Origin of the sequence: Campylobacter curvus (assembly GCF_013372125.1) — a bacterium.
Taxonomy (GTDB): domain Bacteria; phylum Campylobacterota; class Campylobacteria; order Campylobacterales; family Campylobacteraceae; genus Campylobacter_A; species Campylobacter_A curvus.
Genome location: NZ_CP053826.1, coordinates 1,430,373 through 1,452,512 on the forward strand (window position 1 = coordinate 1,430,373; position 22,140 = coordinate 1,452,512).

The 22,140-nt window shown below is 45.5% G+C and carries 24 protein-coding genes and 1 other RNA gene; 10 read left to right on the plus strand and 15 right to left on the minus strand.

What is annotated here, in order from left to right; genetic code table 11:
* Position 1 precedes the first annotated feature (1 nt).
* Positions 2-967 (minus strand): cell shape-determining L,D-carboxypeptidase Pgp2, encoded by a 966-nt coding sequence (pgp2, locus tag CCVT_RS07005; RefSeq protein WP_169765154.1) that lies wholly within the window; start codon positions 965-967, stop codon positions 2-4.
* Positions 968-1,102: 135 nt separating this feature from the next.
* On the opposite strand from pgp2, the gene CCVT_RS07010 reads away from it, so the two are divergent.
* From CCVT_RS07010 to CCVT_RS07030, 5 genes are all read left to right on the plus strand, one after another.
* Complete coding sequence (locus tag CCVT_RS07010; protein ID WP_018136188.1) at positions 1,103-1,534, plus strand: copper chaperone PCu(A)C; 432 nt, start codon at positions 1,103-1,105, stop codon at positions 1,532-1,534.
* Positions 1,534-2,001 carry a hypothetical protein gene (locus CCVT_RS07015; RefSeq protein ID WP_018136187.1) on the plus strand — a complete coding sequence of 156 codons (468 nt, stop codon included), beginning with the start codon at positions 1,534-1,536 and terminating at the stop codon, positions 1,999-2,001. Before CCVT_RS07010 ends, CCVT_RS07015 begins: the two co-directional genes overlap by 1 nt.
* A gap of 10 nt (positions 2,002-2,011) precedes the next feature.
* Positions 2,012-2,554, plus strand: coding sequence for an SCO family protein (locus tag CCVT_RS07020; RefSeq protein WP_018136186.1), 543 nt, complete (start codon positions 2,012-2,014; stop codon positions 2,552-2,554).
* A gap of 38 nt (positions 2,555-2,592) precedes the next feature.
* Complete coding sequence (locus CCVT_RS07025) at positions 2,593-2,985, plus strand: rhodanese-like domain-containing protein (protein ID WP_018136185.1); 393 nt, start codon at positions 2,593-2,595, stop codon at positions 2,983-2,985.
* Between the two features lie 292 nt (positions 2,986-3,277).
* Positions 3,278-3,907, plus strand: a complete 630-nt coding sequence (locus CCVT_RS07030) for an NAD(P)H-dependent oxidoreductase (protein WP_018136183.1) — start codon at positions 3,278-3,280, stop codon at positions 3,905-3,907.
* Positions 3,908-3,974: 67 nt separating this feature from the next.
* Here CCVT_RS07030 and CCVT_RS07035 read toward each other — a convergent pair whose 3' ends face one another.
* From CCVT_RS07035 to CCVT_RS07075, 9 genes are all read right to left on the minus strand, one after another.
* Positions 3,975-4,322: a chaperone NapD gene (locus CCVT_RS07035; protein WP_018136182.1), complete on the minus strand. Its 348-nt coding sequence runs from the start codon at positions 4,320-4,322 to the stop codon at positions 3,975-3,977.
* Entirely contained in the window at positions 4,319-5,254 is a 936-nt protein-coding gene (locus CCVT_RS07040) for a WD40 repeat domain-containing protein (protein WP_018136181.1), read from the minus strand. The genes CCVT_RS07035 and CCVT_RS07040 overlap by 4 nt, the downstream gene beginning before the upstream one ends.
* A complete protein-coding gene (locus tag CCVT_RS07045; RefSeq protein WP_018136180.1) occupies positions 5,251-5,724 on the minus strand; it encodes a 4Fe-4S binding protein in 474 nt (157 codons plus the stop codon). Before CCVT_RS07045 ends, CCVT_RS07040 begins: the two co-directional genes overlap by 4 nt.
* Complete coding sequence (locus CCVT_RS07050; protein WP_018136179.1) at positions 5,721-6,248, minus strand: nitrate reductase cytochrome c-type subunit; 528 nt, start codon at positions 6,246-6,248, stop codon at positions 5,721-5,723. Before CCVT_RS07050 ends, CCVT_RS07045 begins: the two co-directional genes overlap by 4 nt.
* A complete protein-coding gene (gene napH / locus CCVT_RS07055; protein ID WP_018136178.1) occupies positions 6,245-7,036 on the minus strand; it encodes a quinol dehydrogenase ferredoxin subunit NapH in 792 nt (263 codons plus the stop codon). The genes CCVT_RS07050 and napH overlap by 4 nt, the downstream gene beginning before the upstream one ends.
* Positions 7,036-7,803: a ferredoxin-type protein NapG gene (gene napG / locus CCVT_RS07060; RefSeq protein ID WP_009650525.1), complete on the minus strand. Its 768-nt coding sequence runs from the start codon at positions 7,801-7,803 to the stop codon at positions 7,036-7,038. Before napG ends, napH begins: the two co-directional genes overlap by 1 nt.
* Positions 7,804-7,805: 2 nt before the next feature.
* Complete coding sequence (gene napA, locus CCVT_RS07065) at positions 7,806-10,586, minus strand: nitrate reductase catalytic subunit NapA (RefSeq protein ID WP_018136177.1); 2,781 nt, start codon at positions 10,584-10,586, stop codon at positions 7,806-7,808.
* Positions 10,587-10,925: 339 nt separating this feature from the next.
* Positions 10,926-11,284, minus strand: a transfer-messenger RNA (tmRNA) gene (gene ssrA / locus CCVT_RS07070).
* Between the two features lie 37 nt (positions 11,285-11,321).
* The gene (locus tag CCVT_RS07075; protein ID WP_011992552.1) at positions 11,322-11,726 is read right to left on the minus strand and encodes an Hpt domain-containing protein; all 405 of its coding nucleotides are present in this window, start codon (positions 11,724-11,726) and stop codon (positions 11,322-11,324) included.
* Positions 11,727-11,810: 84 nt separating this feature from the next.
* On the opposite strand from CCVT_RS07075, the gene panB reads away from it, so the two are divergent.
* The 5 genes from panB to CCVT_RS07100 all read left to right on the plus strand — a co-directional run bounded on the left by panB (position 11,811) and on the right by CCVT_RS07100 (position 16,238).
* Positions 11,811-12,620 (plus strand): 3-methyl-2-oxobutanoate hydroxymethyltransferase, encoded by an 810-nt coding sequence (panB, locus tag CCVT_RS07080; protein ID WP_018136176.1) that lies wholly within the window; start codon positions 11,811-11,813, stop codon positions 12,618-12,620.
* A gap of 290 nt (positions 12,621-12,910) precedes the next feature.
* Entirely contained in the window at positions 12,911-13,927 is a 1,017-nt protein-coding gene (ruvB, locus tag CCVT_RS07085) for a Holliday junction branch migration DNA helicase RuvB (protein WP_009650569.1), read from the plus strand.
* A complete protein-coding gene (locus tag CCVT_RS07090; protein WP_026175424.1) occupies positions 13,920-14,963 on the plus strand; it encodes an AI-2E family transporter in 1,044 nt (347 codons plus the stop codon). The genes ruvB and CCVT_RS07090 overlap by 8 nt, the downstream gene beginning before the upstream one ends.
* Before the next feature lie 22 nt (positions 14,964-14,985).
* On the plus strand, positions 14,986-15,357 hold the full coding sequence (locus CCVT_RS07095) for an HIT family protein (protein ID WP_018136173.1): 372 nt from the start codon (positions 14,986-14,988) through the stop codon (positions 15,355-15,357).
* Positions 15,351-16,238 carry a cache domain-containing protein gene (locus CCVT_RS07100; RefSeq protein WP_018136172.1) on the plus strand — a complete coding sequence of 296 codons (888 nt, stop codon included), beginning with the start codon at positions 15,351-15,353 and terminating at the stop codon, positions 16,236-16,238. Before CCVT_RS07095 ends, CCVT_RS07100 begins: the two co-directional genes overlap by 7 nt.
* Positions 16,239-16,288: 50 nt before the next feature.
* Here CCVT_RS07100 and CCVT_RS07105 read toward each other — a convergent pair whose 3' ends face one another.
* The 5 genes from CCVT_RS07105 to phsA are packed head-to-tail and all read right to left on the minus strand — an operon-like array spanning position 16,289 to position 21,893.
* Entirely contained in the window at positions 16,289-17,407 is a 1,119-nt protein-coding gene (locus tag CCVT_RS07105) for a sensor histidine kinase (protein ID WP_018136171.1), read from the minus strand.
* On the minus strand, positions 17,391-18,059 hold the full coding sequence (locus CCVT_RS07110; protein WP_018136170.1) for a response regulator transcription factor: 669 nt from the start codon (positions 18,057-18,059) through the stop codon (positions 17,391-17,393). Before CCVT_RS07110 ends, CCVT_RS07105 begins: the two co-directional genes overlap by 17 nt.
* A 3-nt stretch (positions 18,060-18,062) precedes the next feature.
* On the minus strand, positions 18,063-19,037 hold the full coding sequence (gene nrfD / locus CCVT_RS07115) for an NrfD/PsrC family molybdoenzyme membrane anchor subunit (protein ID WP_018136169.1): 975 nt from the start codon (positions 19,035-19,037) through the stop codon (positions 18,063-18,065).
* Entirely contained in the window at positions 19,030-19,596 is a 567-nt protein-coding gene (locus tag CCVT_RS07120; RefSeq protein ID WP_018136168.1) for a 4Fe-4S dicluster domain-containing protein, read from the minus strand. The genes nrfD and CCVT_RS07120 overlap by 8 nt, the downstream gene beginning before the upstream one ends.
* Before the next feature lie 11 nt (positions 19,597-19,607).
* Positions 19,608-21,893: a thiosulfate reductase PhsA gene (phsA, locus tag CCVT_RS07125; RefSeq protein ID WP_018136167.1), complete on the minus strand. Its 2,286-nt coding sequence runs from the start codon at positions 21,891-21,893 to the stop codon at positions 19,608-19,610.
* Positions 21,894-22,140: the final 247 nt, after the last annotated feature.

Here is a 22,140-nt window from a genome sequence, read left to right on the forward strand (position 1 = left end):
TTCACTCCTCGATAAAAATTTTCATATCATTGCCGTAAAGCTTGACATAAAGTGTCTTTTGTCCCGCAAATTTATGCGTAGCGCTCGCATAATCCTCAAAAAAGCTCACGCGAAAAAGCTTATCTTTTTTGAGATTCGGATAAGGCGTGATGAGAAAATTCGAAAACGCTATGCTCTTGCTCTCTTTTCGTGCAAATATCGATTTTTTCATACTTTTGAAATTTTCTAAGCTCATACCGTCGTAGCGCGCGAAATCTTTATCGTAAAATTTCAAATAGCTGTCTATATCGTTTTCGATCCATGTCTTTTTCCATGTAAAAAGTCCCGATATGATCGCGGCTATTTCACTTGCATTGGTCTGAGGCCTCACGTCCTCGTATATGAGTGCCAGCGTCTTTTTGTGGTCGATAACCTTGTCAAATTTCATCAAAATGTCATTTTCCATCGCGACGCAGCCCTTGGTTTTTAGCTCGTCCGTCCTTTGTCCGTCAAGCGGATAGCCGTGTATCCAGATGCCTCCGCCGTTTCTTTTGGCGAGTTTATCGAGTAAATTAGGGTACGAAAGCGAAAAGGCAAGAGGCCCTAGATACGGGTCGCTTGGCGTAAATCTGCGCGTAAGCTGATAGACTCCCACAGGCGTTTTTAGATCGCCCTCTAAGAGCTTGTCTCCGCTTTTGCCCACTATCACGCCGGTATCAAAAACGCGTTCCAGTTTGCCGTTATCATAAGAAAGCACTTCCAGCTTTTTGCCCGTTTTATCGACTACCGCAAGCAGCACCTCGTTGTCGTAGTAGCCGTATTTTACGTCTTTGCCATCAAGTCTTTTAGCCCAGTATTCTTTACTTAAAACATTTTTCTCTATCGCCTTTATGACGGCGCCAGCACCGCTTTTAAGATAGATATCCTCGTAATTTTGAGCGCTAAGGCTCGCCGCCAGTATGAAAAAAGGGAAAATTATTTTTTTCAATCAAAACCCCGAATTGTGAAATTTAATCCGTAATTATAGCTTAAAATTTATATTTTTCACGCCTTTAAACATAAATTTAGGTCATTAGATTGTATAATTTAAAAATTATTATCAAATCTCTTTAAAGGAAAAAATATGAAAAAATTTGTTTTAGCGGCTATTTTCGCGGCTTTTGGCGGTATGAGCCTATTTGCGGGCGACATCAGCATCGACAACATCAGAGCCAGGGACACTAAACCGGGCACTAACAACAGCGCTATCTTTATGAATATCAAAAATAGCTCAAATGCCGATGTAAAGCTAGTTAGCGTCAAATCAAGCGTCTGCAAAAGCACCGAGATGCACACTCATAAAATGGCAGATGGTATGATGGCGATGGTGCAGGTAAAAGATATCGACGTGCCTAAAAATGGCGAAGTGATGCTGGCTCCAGGCGGCCTTCATGTCATGCTCATCGATCTTAATAAACCTCTAAAAGACGGCGACAAAGTCGATCTTGAGCTAAAATTTAGCAACGGTGAGACGATGAAATTTGACAGCATCAATGTGACTAAAAATTTCAAATAATGAAAAAGTTCCTAGTCCTTTTTTCGTTTTTATTCATAGCGGCGGGGCTATTTTGGGTTTGTTATAAATTTTTTATGACAAGCAGCGACGATCCGCCTGAATTTGCAAATTTCAGCACTACGCTAGAGCCTTTGGCGTGCGATATGAACAAAGCCGCGTGCCCTGTGGATTTTAACGGCGAGCAGCTGAAATTCGAGCTCAATCCAAAGCCGATCTACGCGATGAGGCCGGTCACTTTAAAGATCACTGGCGGCGCAAAGCTAGCCCTTAAAGAGCCCGGTCTTGAAATTTACGGATTAAACATGGACATGGGCGTCATACGCGCGAAGCTAGAGCAAAAAGGCGACGATCTAGTCGCTCAGGTCGTGCTTAGTGCCTGCGTGGTCGATATCATGCGTTATAGATTTGACGTGACGGATAAAGGCTCTAAGATAGGGCTTCACATAGACTTTGACCTTAAAATTTAGGAGGCAGCGGATGAAAAGGGTGTTTGGATTTTTGGTATTTTTGCTCATTTGCGGTGGGGCTTTGTTTTTGCTCATTAAGCCAAACAAATACGACTTCACCGCCGACTCCGCAAACGGTCAGGTGACTCTTAAAAATTTTGACGGCAAATACAAAGCCATATATTTTGGCTTTCTCTTTTGTCCTGACGTTTGTCCGACGACGCTCTCGCTTTTGGGCGAGCAGCTAGAAGCGCTAAAACGCGATGACTTCGAGCTTATCTTCGTCACTCTCGATCCAGAGCGCGACACTCCGGAAAATTTGACCTTGATGGCGCAAAATTTTTACAAAAACTCGATCGGCCTCAAGATGAAAAATTTAGCCCAAGTCACGAAACATTATGGGGTGAAATTTAAAAAAGTCCAGCTCAAAGACTCCGCGCTAGACTACTCTATCGCACATAGCTCGTCGATCTATCTGCTCGATAAAGAGGGGAAATTTTTCAGCGAGATTTCAAATCTGACAAAAGACAACATCAAAGAAAACCTACAAAATATGATCAAAGAGCGACCTTGAGCCTACTTTAAGCGTCGCGAGATCAAAAAAGGATAATCATGAACAAAATTTCAAAATTTACGCTATGCCTCGTGCTTTGCGTAAGCGCAGCATTTGCCAAAATAGAAACTCTCGAGGCCTCTCCTCAAAATGTAGAGAAATTCGAACAGATCGTCGACGTGAGGACTCCTAGCGAATGGCAAGAAACCGGCGTCATCAAAGGCGCGAAGCTAGTTACGCTAGTTAATGACAAAGGCAAATTTCTAGCCAAGCTAAAAGACTCGGGCGTTGATCTTAGTAAACCGGTAGCTTTTATCTGCAGGAGCGGACGCAGAAGCCTAGCTGCAGCAAACCTCGCAGATAGCGCGGATGCCAATATAACAAACCTGGACGGCGGCATGAGCGGGCTCATCTCAAAAGGCTACAAGACCGAGCCTTACAGCGGTAAATAAACGGGTTTTATTTACGCTAAAAGCTGTATCATTTTAAAAAAAATTGGCTCTGTTATAAAATTGACACTTGCTTCGCAAACCCTGTTCGCTCCGCAAAGCGCCGAACATGTAGCACGATTTACGCGCTCAGCTACCGCTTCCCTGTCCTCGTAGCGAAGTCTCGTTACGAGTGCGTAGCACGAAGTAAAAATCGGCGGCGATAGCGTCGCTTCACAAGGTTTGACTTCGCTTTGAAAGCTAAAAGTCAATGAAATATTTTAACAGATCCTAAAAATTTTATAAAGGAGAGACAATGAATTTTTTAGAAGCGATGAAATTTCGCCATGCGTGCAAAATTTTTGACGAAAATAAAAAAATAAGCGCGGGCGAATTTGATTTTATCTTGGAGGCGGGCAGATTAAGCCCAAGCTCGACCGGGCTTGAGCAGTGGGACTTCATCATCGTGCAAAACAAAGAGCTACGCCAAAAGATCCGCGAAATTTCGTGGAATCAAGTGCAAGTGACCTCATGCTCGCACCTGGTCGTGATCGCAGCAAAGATCGCCGAGGTCAAGCCCGGTAGCAAATACATCAGCGACATCATCGCCAAGCGCACTAACAAAGCACCGGATATAGTGGGCGATAGGACGAAATTTTATCACGACTTTTTGACAGGACGCTTTAAAAACGACGACGAGCTCACGTATGAGTGGTCAGCCAAGCAGTGCTACATCGCGGCGGCAAATATGATGACCGCAGCGGCTAGCCTAGGCATCGATAGCTGCCCGATGGAGGGCTTTGACGAGGAGGCGCTGGATAAGCTTTTGGGGCTTGACACTAAAAAGCAACGCGCCGCGATAATGATACCTTTTGGCTACCGTATCAACCCACAACCGCAAAAATACCGCCGCGACCTAAATGATATTGTGAAGTGGATCTACTAAATTAAAACGCCTTGAAATTTCAAGGCGTTTTTACCATAAACGACTAAAATCTCCGTTTTAAAGATCTCTATTTGACCTTATGCTTCACGCTGCCGCCGTATGTTATATCCTCGGCTTTTATATCGTCGTTTGTCAAAATTTCGCTTATCCTGCCCTGCATTTGCAGCTTTTGCTTGTTATCGTAAGCGTCCTCTTGATAGCTATACACCATCACTACGCCGACTACGCCCTCTATCGCCTCGATATTTTTAAAGATTCGTATCTCGTCGTCGATATCTTTTGCGCTTACGACCACGACTATTTTGTCATCTTGAGCAGCGGCTATCTCGCACTCTTTAAATTCGCCCAAATTTTGCTGCACAGCGGCATTTTTCGAGCTATCTTTCAGATATATTATAAGGCTTGAGATATTCATTTTATCCTCCAAAATAGCAAATTTTTCTCATACGCGCTCGTGACGATCTCATCATCACCGATAAAAACGATGCTGTTTATCGTACTTTGTCCCGTTTTTAGCATAGCTAAATTCTTAAGAGTCGCCATATCTACGAGGCTTACATCGCTCATCTCGTCGCTCATATAAGCGCCTATTTTGCCGTCTTTGCTAAGTCCTACGCCATACACTAAAAATCCCGCGTCTATCTTTTTTAGCATCCCGCCGCTAAAGACGCCCACTATCCTGTCCGTGCCACCCGTTATCAGCGCGCCGTTTTTATAGGATATGTCGTAAATATTATCGGTGTGGATGTCAAGCATTTGTTTCATTTTTTTGGCTGCGATGTCATAAAAATAGACCTTGCCGCTCTCGCATCCGATGGCGAGCGTGCTTCTATCCTCGCTAAGCTCCATATCTGAAAGCATCGCGGTCGAAATTTTAAAGCTCTCAAAAATTTCACCGTCATTTAGCCGCATGAAATAAATTTCATTACTGATAGAGCCTAAAACTACGACATTTTCATCTAAAAACAGAGCCTTTTTAATGGCTTGGTTTTTTAGTTTATATGGCCTTAGTCCGCCCTCGTCTTTTAGATAAAGCGTCCTAGCGCCAAAATCGGCCTCGCTAAGCATCAAAATTTTGCCGTTCATCTCATCGACGCTTAAAATTTTAGGCCTCTCGTGGCCGCTCACGTAGCTTTTGATATCGTCAAATTTTATGATCTCGCTAAAATTCCCGTCATTTATGCTATAAATCTCGACCGTGCCGCCGTCAGTAGCGATATAAAGCTTGTCGCCGATCAGCGTCGTGCCAAGTACGTTTGCGCTAGCGCTCACTACCTTAAAAGGCTCGCTTATGACCTGAGCAAAGGCAAAATTTAGCAGCCACAAAATCAAAAATATCGCCCTCACAGCGCCTCCATTTTCAGTGAATTTTTAAAACAAACGTCAAGGCACTCGCCACATCCCGTGCAGCGCTCGTTTATCATCGGGCGAAATACGCCTAAAAAATCGATCGCTTTAAATTTACACGCGTCTTGGCAGTTGTAGCAGATCGTGCCGTTCCACGCGAGGCAGGAATTTACCTCTATGCTCACCTTGGCGTTTACGGATTTTGCGAAATTTAGCCCAAGACTCTTACGACCTGCCTGCTCGCAAGCGATAGCGCACGCCTCGCAAAAATTGCAGCCAAGCTTTTTAACTTTAAAGACCACCTTGTCGTCCTCAAAGCTAAGAAGCTCGCGTTCGCACGCGCCCACGCAAGGCGCATTGCAAAGCGTACAGTCAAATTCTCCGCTAAAATACGGAGGAGTGATCGCTTTGGGAGCGGTTTTGCCCGCACCCAAAATTTTATTGAACAGCTCGCGTCTGGTTTGCATCATTTGACGCCGTCATTTAGCACGTCTAGCAAATTTGACTTGTGAGAACCGTTTGAGTCGCGAAATTCGGGCTTGAATTTATTTCCAACGAGCTGCGTTATGCCGCTTTGTTGCTCGACGTGACAAGTCGTGCAGACGTAGCGCTCGTCATCAAGCTGTCCGGCTAAATCTTTTTTGTTTCTTATATCATAAAGATGTGATGCAGGGATCGGCGTAGCACCGCTATCTTTGGCAAATTCAGGCATGTGGCAGGTCACGCACATATTTAGATCCTTGGTTATAGGCACTAGCCCCTCGGTATCGTGCGGGATGAACGGCGGAGCGTTCTCGAACGATCGGTCAAATCTCTTTGCCATGCCCGCAGGCTCTTTTGTATAGTTGATGTCTTTTAGCGTGACGTTGCTCTCGTCAAGCAAGTCGATATGCCTAAAGCCCATTTGGCTATCGCTGAGTTTGCTGCCTGAAATCGCACAGGCAGCTAGAAATGCCGCTACAAGCGCCAACAGCACCGTTGTTTTCATTTTCATTTTTCTCTCCTTAAATTTCTAATACTAAATTTCAAAGCCTCGTCACCGCATACATCTATGCAGCGTCCGCAGCTTATGCACTCGCTAGAGCTTACAAAGCCGCTTTGTTTGCCTATGAGGCCTAATACCTGCACCTCGGGACAAACCAGCTTGCATTTCATACATTTAGTGCAGGCCTCTTCGTCGTGCCTCACGCGAATGAGCGAAAATTTAGACGCTAGCGCCCAAAACGCTCCGAGCGGGCAAAGATGTCCGCAGATGCCGCGTCCCGCTACGAACACGTCAAAAGCGATGATGCCGATAGCCACGCCGATAGCGCTACTAGCGCCAAAAATCACGCCGCGCTGGATGATGCCGATGTAGCTTATCGCTTCAAACGCCGGCTGAGCCAGCATAAAGGATAGCACAAGGCTTAGCACGAGCATGAAATAGCGTAAATTTTTACTCATTATGAGCATCCGCTCGCCCTTAAAGCCAAATTTGTTTTTCAGCTTGAAGGCGATATCGGTCAGTAAATTTACCGGGCAAACCCACGAGCAAAAGACGCGAGGCGCGATAACAGCGTAAAAGGCAAAGACGATGAGCGCGCCGATCACGGCATTTACGCTTACGCTAAGGCCTGCGATGAAAATCTGCAAAACCGCGAACGGGTCGCTTAAAGGCACTTTGCCAAAAACGATCGACGAGCTTAGATCGCCGCTTAAAATTTTGACGCCGTAGAAATTCGCGATGACAAAGAGCGCCAAGATCGATATCTGCGTGATCCTACGTAAAATAAGAAATTTCATCACAACTCCCCGCCGTTTAGATAATCAGTCGCTTTTTTACTGTCAAGTTTTATCGTGCTATCGGCCTCATCGACGCGGCGCTCGTCCTCTTTGACCCAGCCTTTTACGTAGTTATCGCCTACTGCGCCCAGAGCCACCTCGCGGTTTAAGACCACGATGGCGGGTTTTTGCGTGATACAGGCGCGCTCGCATACCCCGCACCCCGTGCAGACGTCGCTATCTACGATCGGCAGCAAAAATGCGTGCTTTTGCGTGCGTTCGTTGCGCTTATACTCGAGGTAAAGGGCTTTATCCAGTAGCGGACAGGCTCGGTAGCAAGCGTCACATTGTATGCCCCAATAAGCCACGCAGTTTTTCATATCCACGACTGCGACGCCCATTTTGGCCTTTTCTATATCGAGCTTGCCGTCAGTGCTGACTAAATTTACATCTAGCGCCCCGGTCGGGCAAACCGGCACGCACGGGATATCCTCGCACATATAGCATGGAATTTCACGCGGCCTGAAAAACGGCGTGCCCGCACTTATGCCATCGCCAAGCTTGGCTAGGCTTAGAGTATCGAACGGACAGGCCTGCACGCAAAGACCGCAACGTATGCAGCTTGCGATAAATTCTTTTTCAGGTTTGGCTGCCGGTGGGCGAAGAAGTACCAAAGGGGCAGCTTGTGTGGCTTGTCTCCAAACAAAGCCGCCTCCAGCCGCCAGGGCCAAGGCCTTAAGCCCAAATTTCAGTACTTCACGTCTATTTTTTAAATCTAAATTTTGCAAGATCAAGCCTTGTAAATTTTAACCGCACACTTTTTATAATCTGTCTCTTTAGAGATCGGGCAGGTCGAATCAAGCGTGACTTTGTTTATAAACACGTTCTCATCGAACCACGGCACGTAGATGAGCCCGACAGGCGGCTTGTTCCTGCCTTTTAGATCTACGCGGGCTTTGACCTTGCCACGGCGAGACTCGATCCAGACGATCTCGTTTTGAAGCACGCCTAGCTTTGCAGCGTCCTGCTCGTGCATATAGCAAAGCGCCTCGGGGACGGCCCTATAAAGCTCAGGAACGCGCATAGTCATCGTGCCTGAGTGCCAGTGCTCGAGCACACGGCCGGTGCATAGCCAAAACGGATATTCGCTGCTTGGCATCTCGCAAGGATCCATGTAAGGGCGGAAGAAAATTTTAGCTTTGTTCGTAAGCGGAGTTTTTTCTTTGTCAGTCACGCCTTTTAGATCGCCGCTTGGAAGGGCTGCGGCCTTGTTGCCATAAAATGCGAATTTATCGTTTGGAGCGGCCTTCTTAGCGTAAGGATCGAATTTGGTGTTAAACCTCCACTGCGTCTCTTTGCCATCGACGACCGGCCATCTAAGCCCGCGCACCCTGTGATAGGTGTCAAAATCAGCCAGATCGTGTCCGTGTCCGAGGCCAAATTTTCGGTATTCTTCCCAAAGGTATTTATGAACGAAAAAGCCATATCCTTTAAATTCTTTACCATCCGAGCCGATGACTCCTCGCTTGTCGCCAAAGACTTCGGTGTTGTCAAAATTTTCCATTATAGGATCGTTTGCAGGATAGCTCTTTGCCTCCTCGTTTGCGAAAAGTACGTCAAACAGCGTATCCTCCTCGCTGTATCCCATGGCTTTTGCAGCGTCCAAGACGCTTGGCAGAGTCACCTTGTCGTTTAGCTTTTTCTCGCCCCAAACGTCTTTTAGCTTGAAGCGTTTGCTAAATTCCAGCATCTGCCAGATATCAGGCATCGCTTCGCCCACAGGTAGCACTTGCTGTCTCCAGTGCTGCGTCCTGCGCTCGGCATTGCCGTATGCTCCCCATTTTTCATATATCATCGCAGTTGGGAGGATAAGGTCAGCTACTTTTGCAGAAATTCCTGGATAAGGGTCGCTTACGACGATGAAGTTGTCCATCTCGCGAGCAGCCTTGATCCAGTGGTTTGCATTTGCGGTGTTTTGCCAAGGGTTATTTACCTGAACCCAGATGAATTTCACTTTGCCGTCTTCTAGATCGCGCATCATTTTTACGTAGTGAGAGCCCAGTACGCCGTTTAGCGTTCCTGCTGGAAGCTTCCAAATTTTTTCTGAGATTTCTCTATGTTTTGGATTATTCACCACCATATCAGCAGGCAAGCGGTTAATGAATGTTCCTACCTCGCGAGCCGTACCGCACGCGCTTGGCTGACCGGTGAGAGAAAAGGCTCCAGAGCCAGGGAGGGCTTGCTTGCCAAGTAAAAAATGCACCATATAAGCTTGCTCATTTACCCAGGTGCCACGCTGATGTTGGTTGAAGCCCATGGTCCAAAAGCTCACGACCTTGCGGTTTTTCTCGATGTAAAGATCGGCTAGAGCCTTTAGCTTGCCTTTAAATTCCTCTATATCTTCGTTTGGATCGCCCTTTGCGACCTTAGCGGTAAATTCCAGCGTATAAGGCGCAAGGGCTTTTTTAAATTCTTCAAAGCTTATGTGCCAGTGATTGCCAGCTGTGGCTGTATTTTTATTTTCCATCGTATCGCCGGCTTTTAGGCCAAGGTAAGATAGGGTCACGCCCTCTGCCTCACTAAGTACTTTTGATTTTTCTGTCGCAGCGGTATCTAGTTCGCTTTGATCATATTTTTTATGTTTTATGTCAGGGCGCAGTCCGTATCCGATATCCACAGGTCCGGTCGTAAACACACAATGGTTTTTAACAAATTCCTCGTCTATCATTTCAGGGTGGTTATAAACGATCTCATGAGCGATGTAGTTCCAGATCGCAAGGTCCGCAGACGGAGAGAAAATAATCTCGATATCGGCCAAATTTGAAGTCCTGGTCGAATAGGTACTTAAATTTACAACCTTTACTTTATCGGGATCGCTAAGCTTTCTGTCACTTACCCTGGCCCACAAGATCGGGTGCATCTCGGCCATATTTGCACCCCAAGCTACGATAGTGTCCGTTAGCTCTATGTCGTCAAAACAACCCGATGGCTCGTCTATACCAAAAACTTGCATAAATCCTGCAACTGCGCTTGCCATACAGTGTCTAGCATTTGGATCGATACTGTTGCTTCTAAAGCCAGCTTTCATCATCTTAGAGGCTACATAGCCTTCAGGGATGGTGTATTGTCCCGAGCCCAAAACGCCCACTCCGTGAGGTCCAAGCTCGTCATAGGCCTTTCTAAACTGAGCCTCCATCACGTCAAAGGCTTGCTTCCAGCTTACTTGCTTAAATTTACCCTTTTTATCGAACTCGCCCTTTTCATTTACGCGTAAAAGCGGGTGCGTGATCCTGTCCTCGCCATACATGATCTTGGCATTAAAATAGCCCTTTATACAGTTTAGTCCGCGATTTACCGGTGCTTCCGGGTCACCCTTGACGGCTACTATCTTGCCCTCTTTTGTAGCGACCATGATACCACAGCCCGTCCCGCAGAAACGGCAAGCAGCCTTATCCCAGCGCCAGCCCTTTTCAGCTTCGCTCGCCGCAGATAAATTTGCAGGTATAGCGATACCCGCACTAGCACAGGCGGCACTAGCAGCGGCTGACTTTATGAAATCTCGTCGATTCATCTTCTCTCCTTACAATCTTAAAGTTGCATTTTTGCGCGTATCTTAACGACGAGAAACTTATTTACGACTTATTTAAATTAATTAATTTTTTTGATTTATGACAAGGCAAATCAATTTAAATCTCTTTGGGTATTTTAAAATTTAAAATTCTAACGGCAAGATGAGGTCTAAGTATATCTTTTTATATCGATTATATTTGATTGTCATTTTCAAAAAATGTCACGATTTTGTTTTGCTGTATTAAAATTTTATTTATATTAATGTGTAGAAAAGTAACTCTTGAAAGCAGGATAATAAAATTTAGATTTCAAAGTAAGACCAAGTGAGATTTTTAAGAAATGGTGGAAGCGAGGGGGATCGAACCCCTGTCCAAAAACAAAACAACCACAGCCTCTACATGTTTAGCAAAAGTGAAAATTTCATCTAGCCACGCTCACTTTCCAAAACGAACGGCTAAACTAAGACGAAATTTCAGCTCACGCCTCGTCAGGACGCACGCCTACTCTATCTGGGGTTACTCGCATACTTTCTTAGATAGTATCAAAAGGGCGAGGCTCAACTGAACTTACGCAGCTTTAGCGTAAGCAGGAGCGAATTTAACGTTATTTGCGTTTAAATTTAGTTTGAGCTTTTTACGCTTTGCTCAAAGCGACATGCCACCGTAGCCACTCTGCTCCTGTCGAAGCCAAGTCGCTCCCATATCAAAGGAGGGCTATTGTAATACTTTTTAAAATTTTAGTCAAGCTTTTCGGGGATATTTATGATGAGCGGGTCAAGGACGCTAAAATACTCCGCGTCATGCTCGACATCTTGTCTATATTTTTCAAACTGATCGCTCACCATCAAGAGCCAGTCGATGAAATCATCATTCGCAGGCCCGTTTAGGACTCTAGCCTCCTCGCAGACCTCCTCCGCAAGCGTCGTCAGCTTGAGGATAGGATCAAGATGCATGAAACCGGCAGCGGATTTGATGTTATGAAAGATCCTAAAAAGTTCTTGGATATTGTTTTTATATTTGTCGTTTCTAGCTAAATTTACTATCAAAGGCTCCATCAAATCGCACATCAAAGAGTAGTGCGATAGAAATTCTTCAACTATATCATACGAATAATCTATCTCCAGCCTTTTTAATATACCCATCATTACGTCCCCTAAGAAATTCTAGCAATTGTAGCAAAATTTTGATAAAATTAAAAACTTTTTATATAAATTTCGAGGCATTTTATGGCAAACGACAAGAAAAAACTCACGGTAAACGATATAAAAAACAAAAAGATAAAAGGCGAGCCGATAGTCATGATGACCGCCTACGATGCGCTTTTTGCCAAAATTTTCGATGATTACGCCGATATCATTTTAGTCGGCGATAGCCTAAATATGAGCTTTCATCTAAAAAAAGAGACGATAAGCGCCACGATGGAAATGATGCTTTATCACACAAAGGCCGTTTGCGCCGGGGCTAAAAGCTCGTTTATCCTGGCCGATATGCCTTTTGGCAGTTACAGCGACGAAAGGTCGGCTCTAAAAAACGCGATGAAATTTTTTAAACAAACCGAAGCAGATGCCGTAAAGATCGAAGGTGGGATGAAAAACACAGCTATCATAAAAAGGCTTTGCGAGGAAGGTATAAGCGTGATGGGGCACATCGGGCTCATGCCGCAGTTTTCGAAATTTGAGGGTGGGTTTAAGATAAAAGGCCGCGATGAAACCGAGGTAAAGAGGCTGATGGATGAGGCCAAAGCGATCGAGCAAGCGGGCGCGTTTGCTATCTTGCTTGAAGGCACGATAAACAGCGTCGCAAAGCAGATTTCAGATAGCGTGAGCGTGCCGGTCATCGGCATTGGCTCTGGCGCGGATGTGGACGGGCAGGTCTTGGTGTGGTCCGATATGCTCGGGTTTTTTGAGGATTTTAAGCCAAAATTTGCCAAAAGATACCTAAACGGCGCCGAGCTCGTCAGACAAAGTGTGCAAACATACGCAAACGAGGTCAAAAATAGAATTTTCCCAAGCGAGGAATTTTCATATAAAGGCTGACCTTGCGTGAATTTAGATAAATTTTGCAAGGCAAAGGCGCGTGTAGAGCTTGGAAACTGGCGAAATTTAAGATATGGCTTTAAATTTAGCCCTTTTAGTTTAAAATAAGGCTCTATTTTTAAAAGTGTTGATGTGTCAAACGAGCGCTTCGCGTCTGCTTTAGAGTCCAAGGGGACGCTTGTGAACGTCGCAAGCGCTAATGAAGTGAAAAATTAGGGCTTGCTGAGGCTTTAAAATACTTTGCCAAAATAGAGCGTAAATTCAGGCCAAAACTAAAATTTAGGATAAAAATGGACAGGATAGTCGAGATCGAAAAAGTAAGTTTCGAGAGCGAATTTGAAGTATCTTTGCGCCCTTCAAGCTTTGATGACTACATCGGGCAGGAGAAGATAAAGCAAAATTTAGACGTTTTCATAAAGGCCGCCAAAAAGCGCGGCGAATGCCTGGATCACGTGCTCTTTTACGGTCCTCCCGGACTTGGCAAGACCACGCTCGCACACATCATAGCAAACGAGATGGCTGTCAGTATAAAAATGACCGCAGCCCCGATGATAGAAAAAAGCGGCGATCTGGCGGCGATCTTAACAAACCTACAAGAGGGCGACGTGCTCTTTATCGATGAGATCCACCGCCTAAGCCCCGCGATCGAAGAGGTGCTTTACCCTGCAATGGAGGACTTTCGCCTCGACATTATCATCGGCTCAGGCCCCGCAGCGCAAACGATAAAGATCGATCTGCCGAAATTTACGCTCATCGGCGCTACGACGCGTGCCGGTATGATCTCCGCGCCGCTACGAGATCGCTTTGGGATGGATTTTAGGCTTCAGTTTTACAGCACCGCCGAGCTTAGTAGGATCATCCAGATAGCCTCTGTAAAGCTTGGCAAAGAGTGCGACAAGGCAGCCGCCCTAGAGATAGCAAAACGCGCTAGGGCCACGCCTCGCATAGCGCTAAGGCTGCTAAAACGTATCCGCGACTTTGCCGAGGTCAATGACGAGGCCATGATCTCTCACGAACGCGCAAAAGAGGGGCTAAACGCACTTGGCGTAAATTCGCTCGGGTTTGACGAGATGGATATAAAATATCTTGAAATTTTACTTGACGCCAAACGCCGTCCGCTAGGCCTTAGCACTATCGCTGCGGCACTTAGCGAGGACGAGGGCACGGTTGAGGACGTCATCGAGCCTTATTTGCTGGCAAACGGCTTTATCGAGCGCACGGCAAAGGGGCGCATCGCAAGCGAGAAATGCTTCGAGACTTTTAAAATAAAACTAAACCGAACAAAAGGGCTTTTTGATGGTGAGTAACAGCAGAATTTTCTTTGGTATCTTTATATTTGTGGCGCTCTCGCTCGTGATTTATCTGTTTAAGCCGTTTTTACTAGATCTCTTCATCGCTGCACTTTTAGCCGTAGCCACTTCAAACATAAATGTGCTGTTTTTAAAGCTCACAAAAGAGCGCAAAACGCTTTCGGCCGCACTCACGACGGCAGTTTTGTTCACACTTTTCATCGCGCCTTTTTTATACGCAGTGATCGAGCTTACCAGATACGCTTCGACCTTTAATATGAACAACATAACGGGCACGATAGATTACATCAAAAACTACAACTTCGCGCTGCCTTCATCGATCGAGTTTTTAGAGCCGAAATTTAAAGAATTCATCGCTCAGGTCGACATCAAAGCAATCACAGCCAACATTTTGACAAACCTTGCAAATTTAGGCAAACTAAGTGCGAAATTTATCGCCGATGTCGCTTTCATCCTCGTATTTTTCTTTTTTGCGATCCTTTATGGCAACGAGCTTGTCATTTATATGAAAAAGGCGCTTCCGATGAAAGAGAGCGAGAGCGGCTTTATACTAAGCGAGATGGCTAACGTGATGAGCGTGGTGCTTTACTCTATCATCATAAACGCGATCTTGCAAGGGCTTTTGTTTGCCTTCATCACGATCATCTACGACTATAATGGCTTTTTGACGGGTATCTTGTTTGCCTTCATGTCGCTCATCCCGGTAGTGGGCGGGGTCTTAGCCTGGGCGCCTATCAGCCTTTACGAGCTCGCAAACGGCAATGCTACAGGTGCTATCGTCATCGCGCTTTATACGATCATCGTGATCTCGGTCATCGCCGATACGTTTTTAAAGCCGCTGGTGATCAAATTTATAAACGACAAACTAGTAAAGATCCCGACTAAGATCAACGAGCTTTTGATATTTTTCGCGATGATAGCAGGCATCACCACATTTGGCTTTTGGGGGCTCATACTTGGACCTGCGATCGTTACGTTTTTCCTCTCGACCATCAAGCTTTACGTGCTTTTAAAAGAGCGCTCGGTCGTTTGAAATTTCAAATTTAGGATGCAAAATGATCTATGAAGACGAATTTATAAAAGTAGAGCAAGAGGCGAGTGAACTGCCTTGGGTCAAAATTTTCACCCAAAAGCCGTTTAAGGAGCTTAGCGACTGCGACGAGCAAACACGCGCGCATCTGTTTGAAGCGATAATGATGACCGAAAGGGCGATGCTGAAATTTTATAAACCCACAAAGATCAATATCGCAAGCTTTGGCAACTACGTCCCGCACGTGCATATCCATGTCATCGCGCGTTTTAAAGACGATAAATTTTTCCCACAAAGCGTCTGGGGTGAGGTGCAACGCGAAAGCTCGCTAAATTTACCGCAGTTTGAGCGGTTTGCAAAAATTTTAGCCACCGAGCTAAAGGATGAATTTTGCTGAATTTTAGGAAAAACAAGGTCGCTTATATAGTCGTTTTCATCGTATTTTTGGTATTTGGACTGCTTTATGATCTCTACTGCTCTTATGAGCAAGAGCAGCAGCAAAGCAATATGAAGAGCTTTTTTGACTATCACATAAAGCAGCTAAACAAAAATATCGAGGACGCAAAGCTCTCGTCTATGGCGATAGCAGTGCTGCTAGGACAAAACGACAGCATACAAAAATGCCTGCTGAATTTAGACAGGGGCGAATGTATAAAAAACGTGAATAACATCGTAAATACGCTAAGCGCGGTCTCGATGTATAACAATATAAAAATTCATCTGCATACAAAAGATCTTAAAAGCTACGTAAGAAGCTGGGATACAAATCAGTTTGGCGACACGCTGACGTCGTTTCGCTATCTGATAAACCAAGCCATAAAAAAGCAAAAACCAGTCGCCGGCATAGAGGCTGGAGTGGCGGGCGTTTATATGCGTGCAGTCTCAAGCGTAGCATACGAGGGCGAAAACATCGGCAGTGTCGAGGTTTTACTAAACTACGAGCATTTGGGGAATTTTTTCAAAGAGCAAGGCATCGACCTTTTCGTGTTGCTTGACAAAAACCAAGCCATCTCGCACAAGCCGGGGCCAAATGACGATCTTTTAAAAGACTATTACATAGAAAATTTAAACAGCGCGAATTTAAATATCCTCGAAATTTTGCGCGGCATAGACTTTGAAAAGACTGATTTTTACGCGTATAAGACGCACTATTTTAGCATGGTGCCTCTCATCGACGCTAGCTCAAAGAGGATAGGATACTACGTGCTTCACATAAACACGGACACCAAAGAGCGCAACATATCGCAAAACTATCTGCACGCCGAGGAGCTGTTTTAAGATGTCTCGCTCGCAAGTAGCGAGTAAGCGAATTTGACTACGCTTAAATTTCAAGAAACATCTTTTAAAATTTTAAACGTATAAAAAAATGTGCTGCCCTCGCCGGGCACGCTCTTTACATCATAGGCGATGTCATTTTTTTTGCAGATTTCAGAGACGATGTTGAGCCCCAGTCCAAAGCCGCCTTGCACCTCATCTTCGCGCTCGTATCGTTTCCAGATACGTTTGGTGTCTTTTATGCCCTCGCCGAAGTCCTGCACGCTAAGCACGGCCGTATCGCCATTTTGAGCTAAATTTATGAAAATTTGCGTATCTTGCGGGCTATATTTTATGGCGTTGGTTATGGTGTTGTCGATGATGCGCTGGGCGGCGAGCTTGCTTATGAGCACGAATACGCCGTCTTTTATGTCGGTGATGAGTTTTATATGTTTAGCCCCGGCGACACTTCTTAAAAACCTGACTCGCTCAAGCGCATACATACCAAGATCCAGCCTCTCTTTTGGGAATTTTATATATCCGCGCTTTATGAAGTATTCCACGTCTTCGTAGGTTATTTGCATCTGCTTAAGCGCATTTTTGATGCGGTTTGTATATTTGTTCTCAAGCCCCAGCATCTCCAAATTTATCCCGGCCACGCCAAGAGGCGTTTTTAGTTCGTGCATGGCGTCGTTAAAGAAGTTGTTCATATATTTTTGCACGTCCTTGTAGGGCTTGACGCTACCAAGGTAGGAGACATAAAGTATAAATGACACCGCCGTTAGTATCAAAGTCAGCATGAGTGCGGTCAAAAACAGCATCTTTTTATGGCTTTGCTCCTGGGCGATCACGATGTAGTAAGGCTGTTTGTCTTTGACAAAAAAGCTCTTGTAAAACAAAAATCCGTCTTGCTCCAGCACTATAAATTTAAAATCTTTAGGTTTCATCGTCAGGTTTGAAACGATAGGGGTGAAATTTTGATCATAAATCGCGTATTTGTAGATAAGCGAGCTTGGCATGCTCTCGTTGCCTAGAAACAGCGTCCTTATGCGCTTTTCGTGTTTTATGAGGCCAAAAAGATTTTTAGAGGTCTCATCTTTTTGGCTTAAATTTAAGATGACGAAGCTTTGAAAGACAAATAGCGCCATTATGATAAATGTCGCTAATATCGGGACTTTAAAGCTTTTTTGCATCTATGCGGTAACCGACTCGTCTTTTTGAGGTGATAAAGTCGTTTGAAGTCTTTTGGCGGATCTTTAGCACGTGCATGCGGATATCGGCGCCGTCTATCTCTTTATCGCCCCAGACTTGCTCTCTGATATCCTCCATGCTCACGTAGGTATTCAAATGAGCGACCAAGCACTGCACGAGCTCGATCTCTTTGGCGCTTAGCTCGATCAATACGCCATTATGATGCAAGGTCTTTTTATTCGCGTTGAAGTCGAAGTCGCCGTTTAGTTTGACGATGTTTTTATCATCCACGCTATAATACTTCCTCATAAGCTCGCCCACGCGAAATTTCAGCTCGGCAAGCTCGAAAGGCTTCTTGAGGTATTCGTTGCATCCTAGCTCGTAGCCTATCGCCATATCGTCTATATCTACAAGCGAGGTCATTATCATTATAGGAGTGTCTAAATTTAGGCTTTTTATGTATTTTATGACCTCGTGTCCGCTAAGATGCGGCACCTTGATATCTAGTATGAAGAGATGGTAAAAATTCTTAGCTATCAGATCACAGGCCATCTGTCCGTCGCTGGCGCATTCGACATCGTAGCCTAGTGTCTGCAAATACTCGCAGACACTTTCGCAAAATTGTAAATCATCCTCTAAAAGTAAAATTTTCAAGTTTTAAGCCCCCGTAAAAATTTGCCCTGCATAAACTATGTAGTATCTTAGCAAAATTACGCCGCAAATTACAATAAACGTGTTAAAAACTATCACGGCAGGCTTAAAAGCGTGTCCTTTTAACGCAGTGAAGTCGATTAATATCGGTAAAATCAGTCCCACGCCAAGCACGCCTATCCAAAAGATAAATGCCAGGTAGTTTGCACTAAGCGCCTCTTTTGCCGCCTTCATGCTGACTTCGCCGCCGTTAAACATCATAGCAAATAGCACGCCAAGAAGCGCGATCTCGCAAACTATCGCAAAAAGATCGAATTTAAGCAAGCTTGAAACCACGTGCCTATCTACGTCCTCTTTAAAAAAGGCCATACCGCAAAGCACACTGGCTGCGATACCAGAGCTAAAACCGGATACCAAAAACAGCACAGGTAGCACCCAAGTATCCCAAAGCGGCACTTTATGCACGGCACTTAGCAAAAAGCCCGTATATACGCCAACTCCGATAGCCAGGACAAAAAGCAAAATTTCTATGAATTTTACCAGGCCAGAGCCGATCAGCAGATCTGAAATTTTACCCGGCAAGACGAAATTTAGCCTCTTTACCTGCGGTGCGAAAGCTACCAGCAAATACACGCAAGCAAGCGGCGTATAGACTAAAAGCAACGCGACGCCGATAGACATCACGGAGGTGAAATTATACTTTAAAAGTATCCAGTAAAAGCTAAGCGGCTTACCAAGATCAAGCACCAAAAGCGATAGTCCCGTTATGATCGCTAGCGGCGCGAGGATGGCTGCAGCCTTAAAGCAAGCGTCAAAGCGAGAGCCGGCTGAAATTTGAGCTAAATTTATAAATTTCCATCTATATTTTATCGCCACCATCATCGCACCCGCAGAAAGCCCCGCCAAAAATAGATACAAGGCTATCGGCCACGGCCAGTAAATTTCAGTGTATTGAGTCATGCTTCCCCACATGTTATTCATGGCTTCCTCCTTTGCGGTTAGCTATCATCGCAAGCTGCGGATGAGTCTTAAACTCGGCTTTTGGCAGATAGACCTTTTTGTTTTTCATGAGCTTTGAAATTTCAGAATTTTCATCGTTTATGTCGCCAAAGACCAGCGCATCCGTCGGACAAACGCTGACGCAGGCAGGCTGCTCGTCTTTAGAGAGTCTGTTTTCGTAGCAAAACGTGCATTTTCCTATCTCGCCTGTCTTTGGTTCGACGAAGCGAGCGTCGTAAGGACAGGCTAATATGCAGTATTTGCAGCTCACACAGATACGGTGATCTAGTAAGGTGACGCCCTCTTTCGTCTTAAAACTAGCTCCCGTCGGACAAACGTCCACGCAAGGGCTATCCTCGCACATCACGCAGCTTTGGCGGATAAAGTCAAGCTTTAAATTTGGAAATTCCCCGCTCATCTTTGAATGCACCTGCAAGCGATAAACGCCGTTAGGAACGCCGTTTTCGCTCCTGCAAGCCACAGAGCACGCCTGACAGCCTATGCATAAATTTTCATCATGTATCATCATGTATTTTTTCATTTTTCTCCCCTTTACGCCTTAAGTATATCCACGCCGACATTTGTCACCATCGTAGCGGCCACCGGCCCCTCCTCGGGGCTCAAAAGAACGCTGGAATTCACGCCGATCCCGTTTGCGCGGCTCATGCCCGGTGTCACGTGGCCAAAGCCGTGATAAACAAACAGCGTGTCCTCTCTGATGCCCTGAGTGAGCATGATCTTGCCTTTTTGTTTGCCGTATTTGTTTTGCAAAACGACCTCATCGCCATCTTTTAAATTTTTACGAGCAGCGGTATTTGGATGTATCCAGATAGGAGACTCACTCATTAGATCGTGTAAAAACGGCACGTTTTGAGTATGGCCGTTTGTATGTACCGGCGTTTTACCGCTCATCAGGCAAAGCTCATGCCCGTCAAAGACGTCGATATCTTTTGTATTTAGACAGCCATATCCAGGGAACTCCACCTCGACTTGCTCGCTAAAAAGCTCGATCTTGCCGCTTTTTGTAGCGAGCTTTGCTAGCCCGTCCATGAGGCCATTTTCACCTACAAACTGCGCTGCGTTTGGAAATTTCTCCACGAATTTATCAACAAGAGCCTTTTCTCTAAATAAAATTCCAGGTACCTTCCACGTGACATAACCGTCTTTTTCTAGCGCACTTAAGAGTTCGACATTGCCTTTTACCTGCTGCATACGCCACTCGCGCATGTCATTCCATGTATAAAGCTCATCTATCTTCATCCTGCGCGCAAGCTCTCTAAATATGCCTGCGCCATCCTTGGTGTCGCCTATTGGATCGACTATTTTATTTCGTATCATGTATGCTGGCTTGAGGCCCGACTTGTCCTCGATGCCTTCGTCGCGCTCGAGATATGTGCTCTCCGGTAAAACGACGTCGGCATAGGTAGCCATATCGTTTAGATAGATGTCGCTAACCACGATGAAATCGAGCTTCTTGAGCGCCTCTACGCTTTTATCGGTGCCTGCGACGTTTATTAGGTGATTGAAGCGGATGTTGAACCAGCCCTTTATAGGATAAGGTTTTTCGCTCAGTATCGCCTCGTTTATATCCATCAAAACGCCGTGTTTGCGGCTGACGAATTTATGCTTCCCGCTATCTCCTGCGTGATCGAGACGTGTCACTTTAGGTACTTTAAACGGCTCGTCCATATTTTTAAGCTCCGGAAAGTCGCTCGTTCCGGTCAGTTTGTTGAAAGTCTTTGCGTTTTTACCGCCAAACAAGCCGCCTTTGACCTCCCAGTTGCCCATCATCGCATTTGCCGTCATTATGGCGCGCGTTCGCATATATTCGGCCTTTGTCGTGGTCGTCTTGTGTCCAAAGTCAATGATGACGCGCGGAGCTGCAGCCCAAATTTCAGCCGCTATGCGCTCCACCGTATCGGCTGGTATGCCGGTGATCGCCTCTTGCCACTGCGGCGTGGTGTCTTTGGTGTTTTCCACGACCTTATCAAAGCCGATCGTAAATTTATCGACAAACTCCTTGTCGTATGTGCCGTTTTTTATCCAAGTGTTGATAAGCGCCATGACAAAGGCGATATCGGTGCCGGGCTTTACAGGCAGCCACTCGTCCGCCTTTGAGGCCACTACGCTAAATCTAGGATCCAGCACGAGTAGCTTGGTGTCCTTTTTGTCGGCAAATTTCGCCAGCTTTTTAGCATCAGCGATAACGATGCCTTCAAAGAGATTGTGCCCGAAATTCACAACATATTTTGCGTTTGCAAAGTCGCGCTTAAGCTTAGGCTTGCCATACATATGCTCGCACACCATTTGATATGTGATCGGACAGCAAGAAAAGTGTGAAAAGCAGTTTGGCGAGCCGTAGCTACTGGCGAAATTTACCATTAGCTTATGAGTTTGGCTCGATTTTGCAGTGAAGACAAAACTCTGGGCTCCGTATTTTTCCTTGATCTCGAGCATCTTTTTTGCGACTAGATCAAGCGCCTCGTCCCAGCTGGCCTCGCGCCACTTGCCCTCGCCTCGCTCGCCTGCGCGTATGAGAGGCTTTACGATACGCTCTTTGTCATAAAGCTGGTTGTGCCCTGAGCCGCCTCGAGCGCAAACAGACGTGGCTGTCCCGCTTACTTTGTGGTTGCCTTGTATGAAGATGTTTTTGCCATCGACCACGCGACCCTCGATAGGACAGCGCGAAGAGCACATCTCGCAAAAGCTTGGTGTGAAATTTTCACTGCCCTTTAGCGCACCGGCACCGACTGCACCGAGGCTTCCGGGCGTAAGACAGGTCGCTAGAGCGCTAGCACCCGCACCGATTTTCAGGAAATCTCGTCTAGATTTATCCATCTCTCCCTCCTTGATATTTTATGGCATTTTATTATCTTTGCGTAAAAATAAGGTAAAAATTTGCTTAAATATAAAGTTTAATTTTTATATTTTATATTTTGAGATAAAGGCTATCAAAAAGTAGGATTTTTAATGAAATTTTGGGTTTTAAAATTTTGGCTCTGTTACAATATTTCATTGATTTTCAGATTTCAAAGCAGGAGAATGCGAACAGCATTCGAGTAAAAGCCTTGTGAAGCGACGCTAT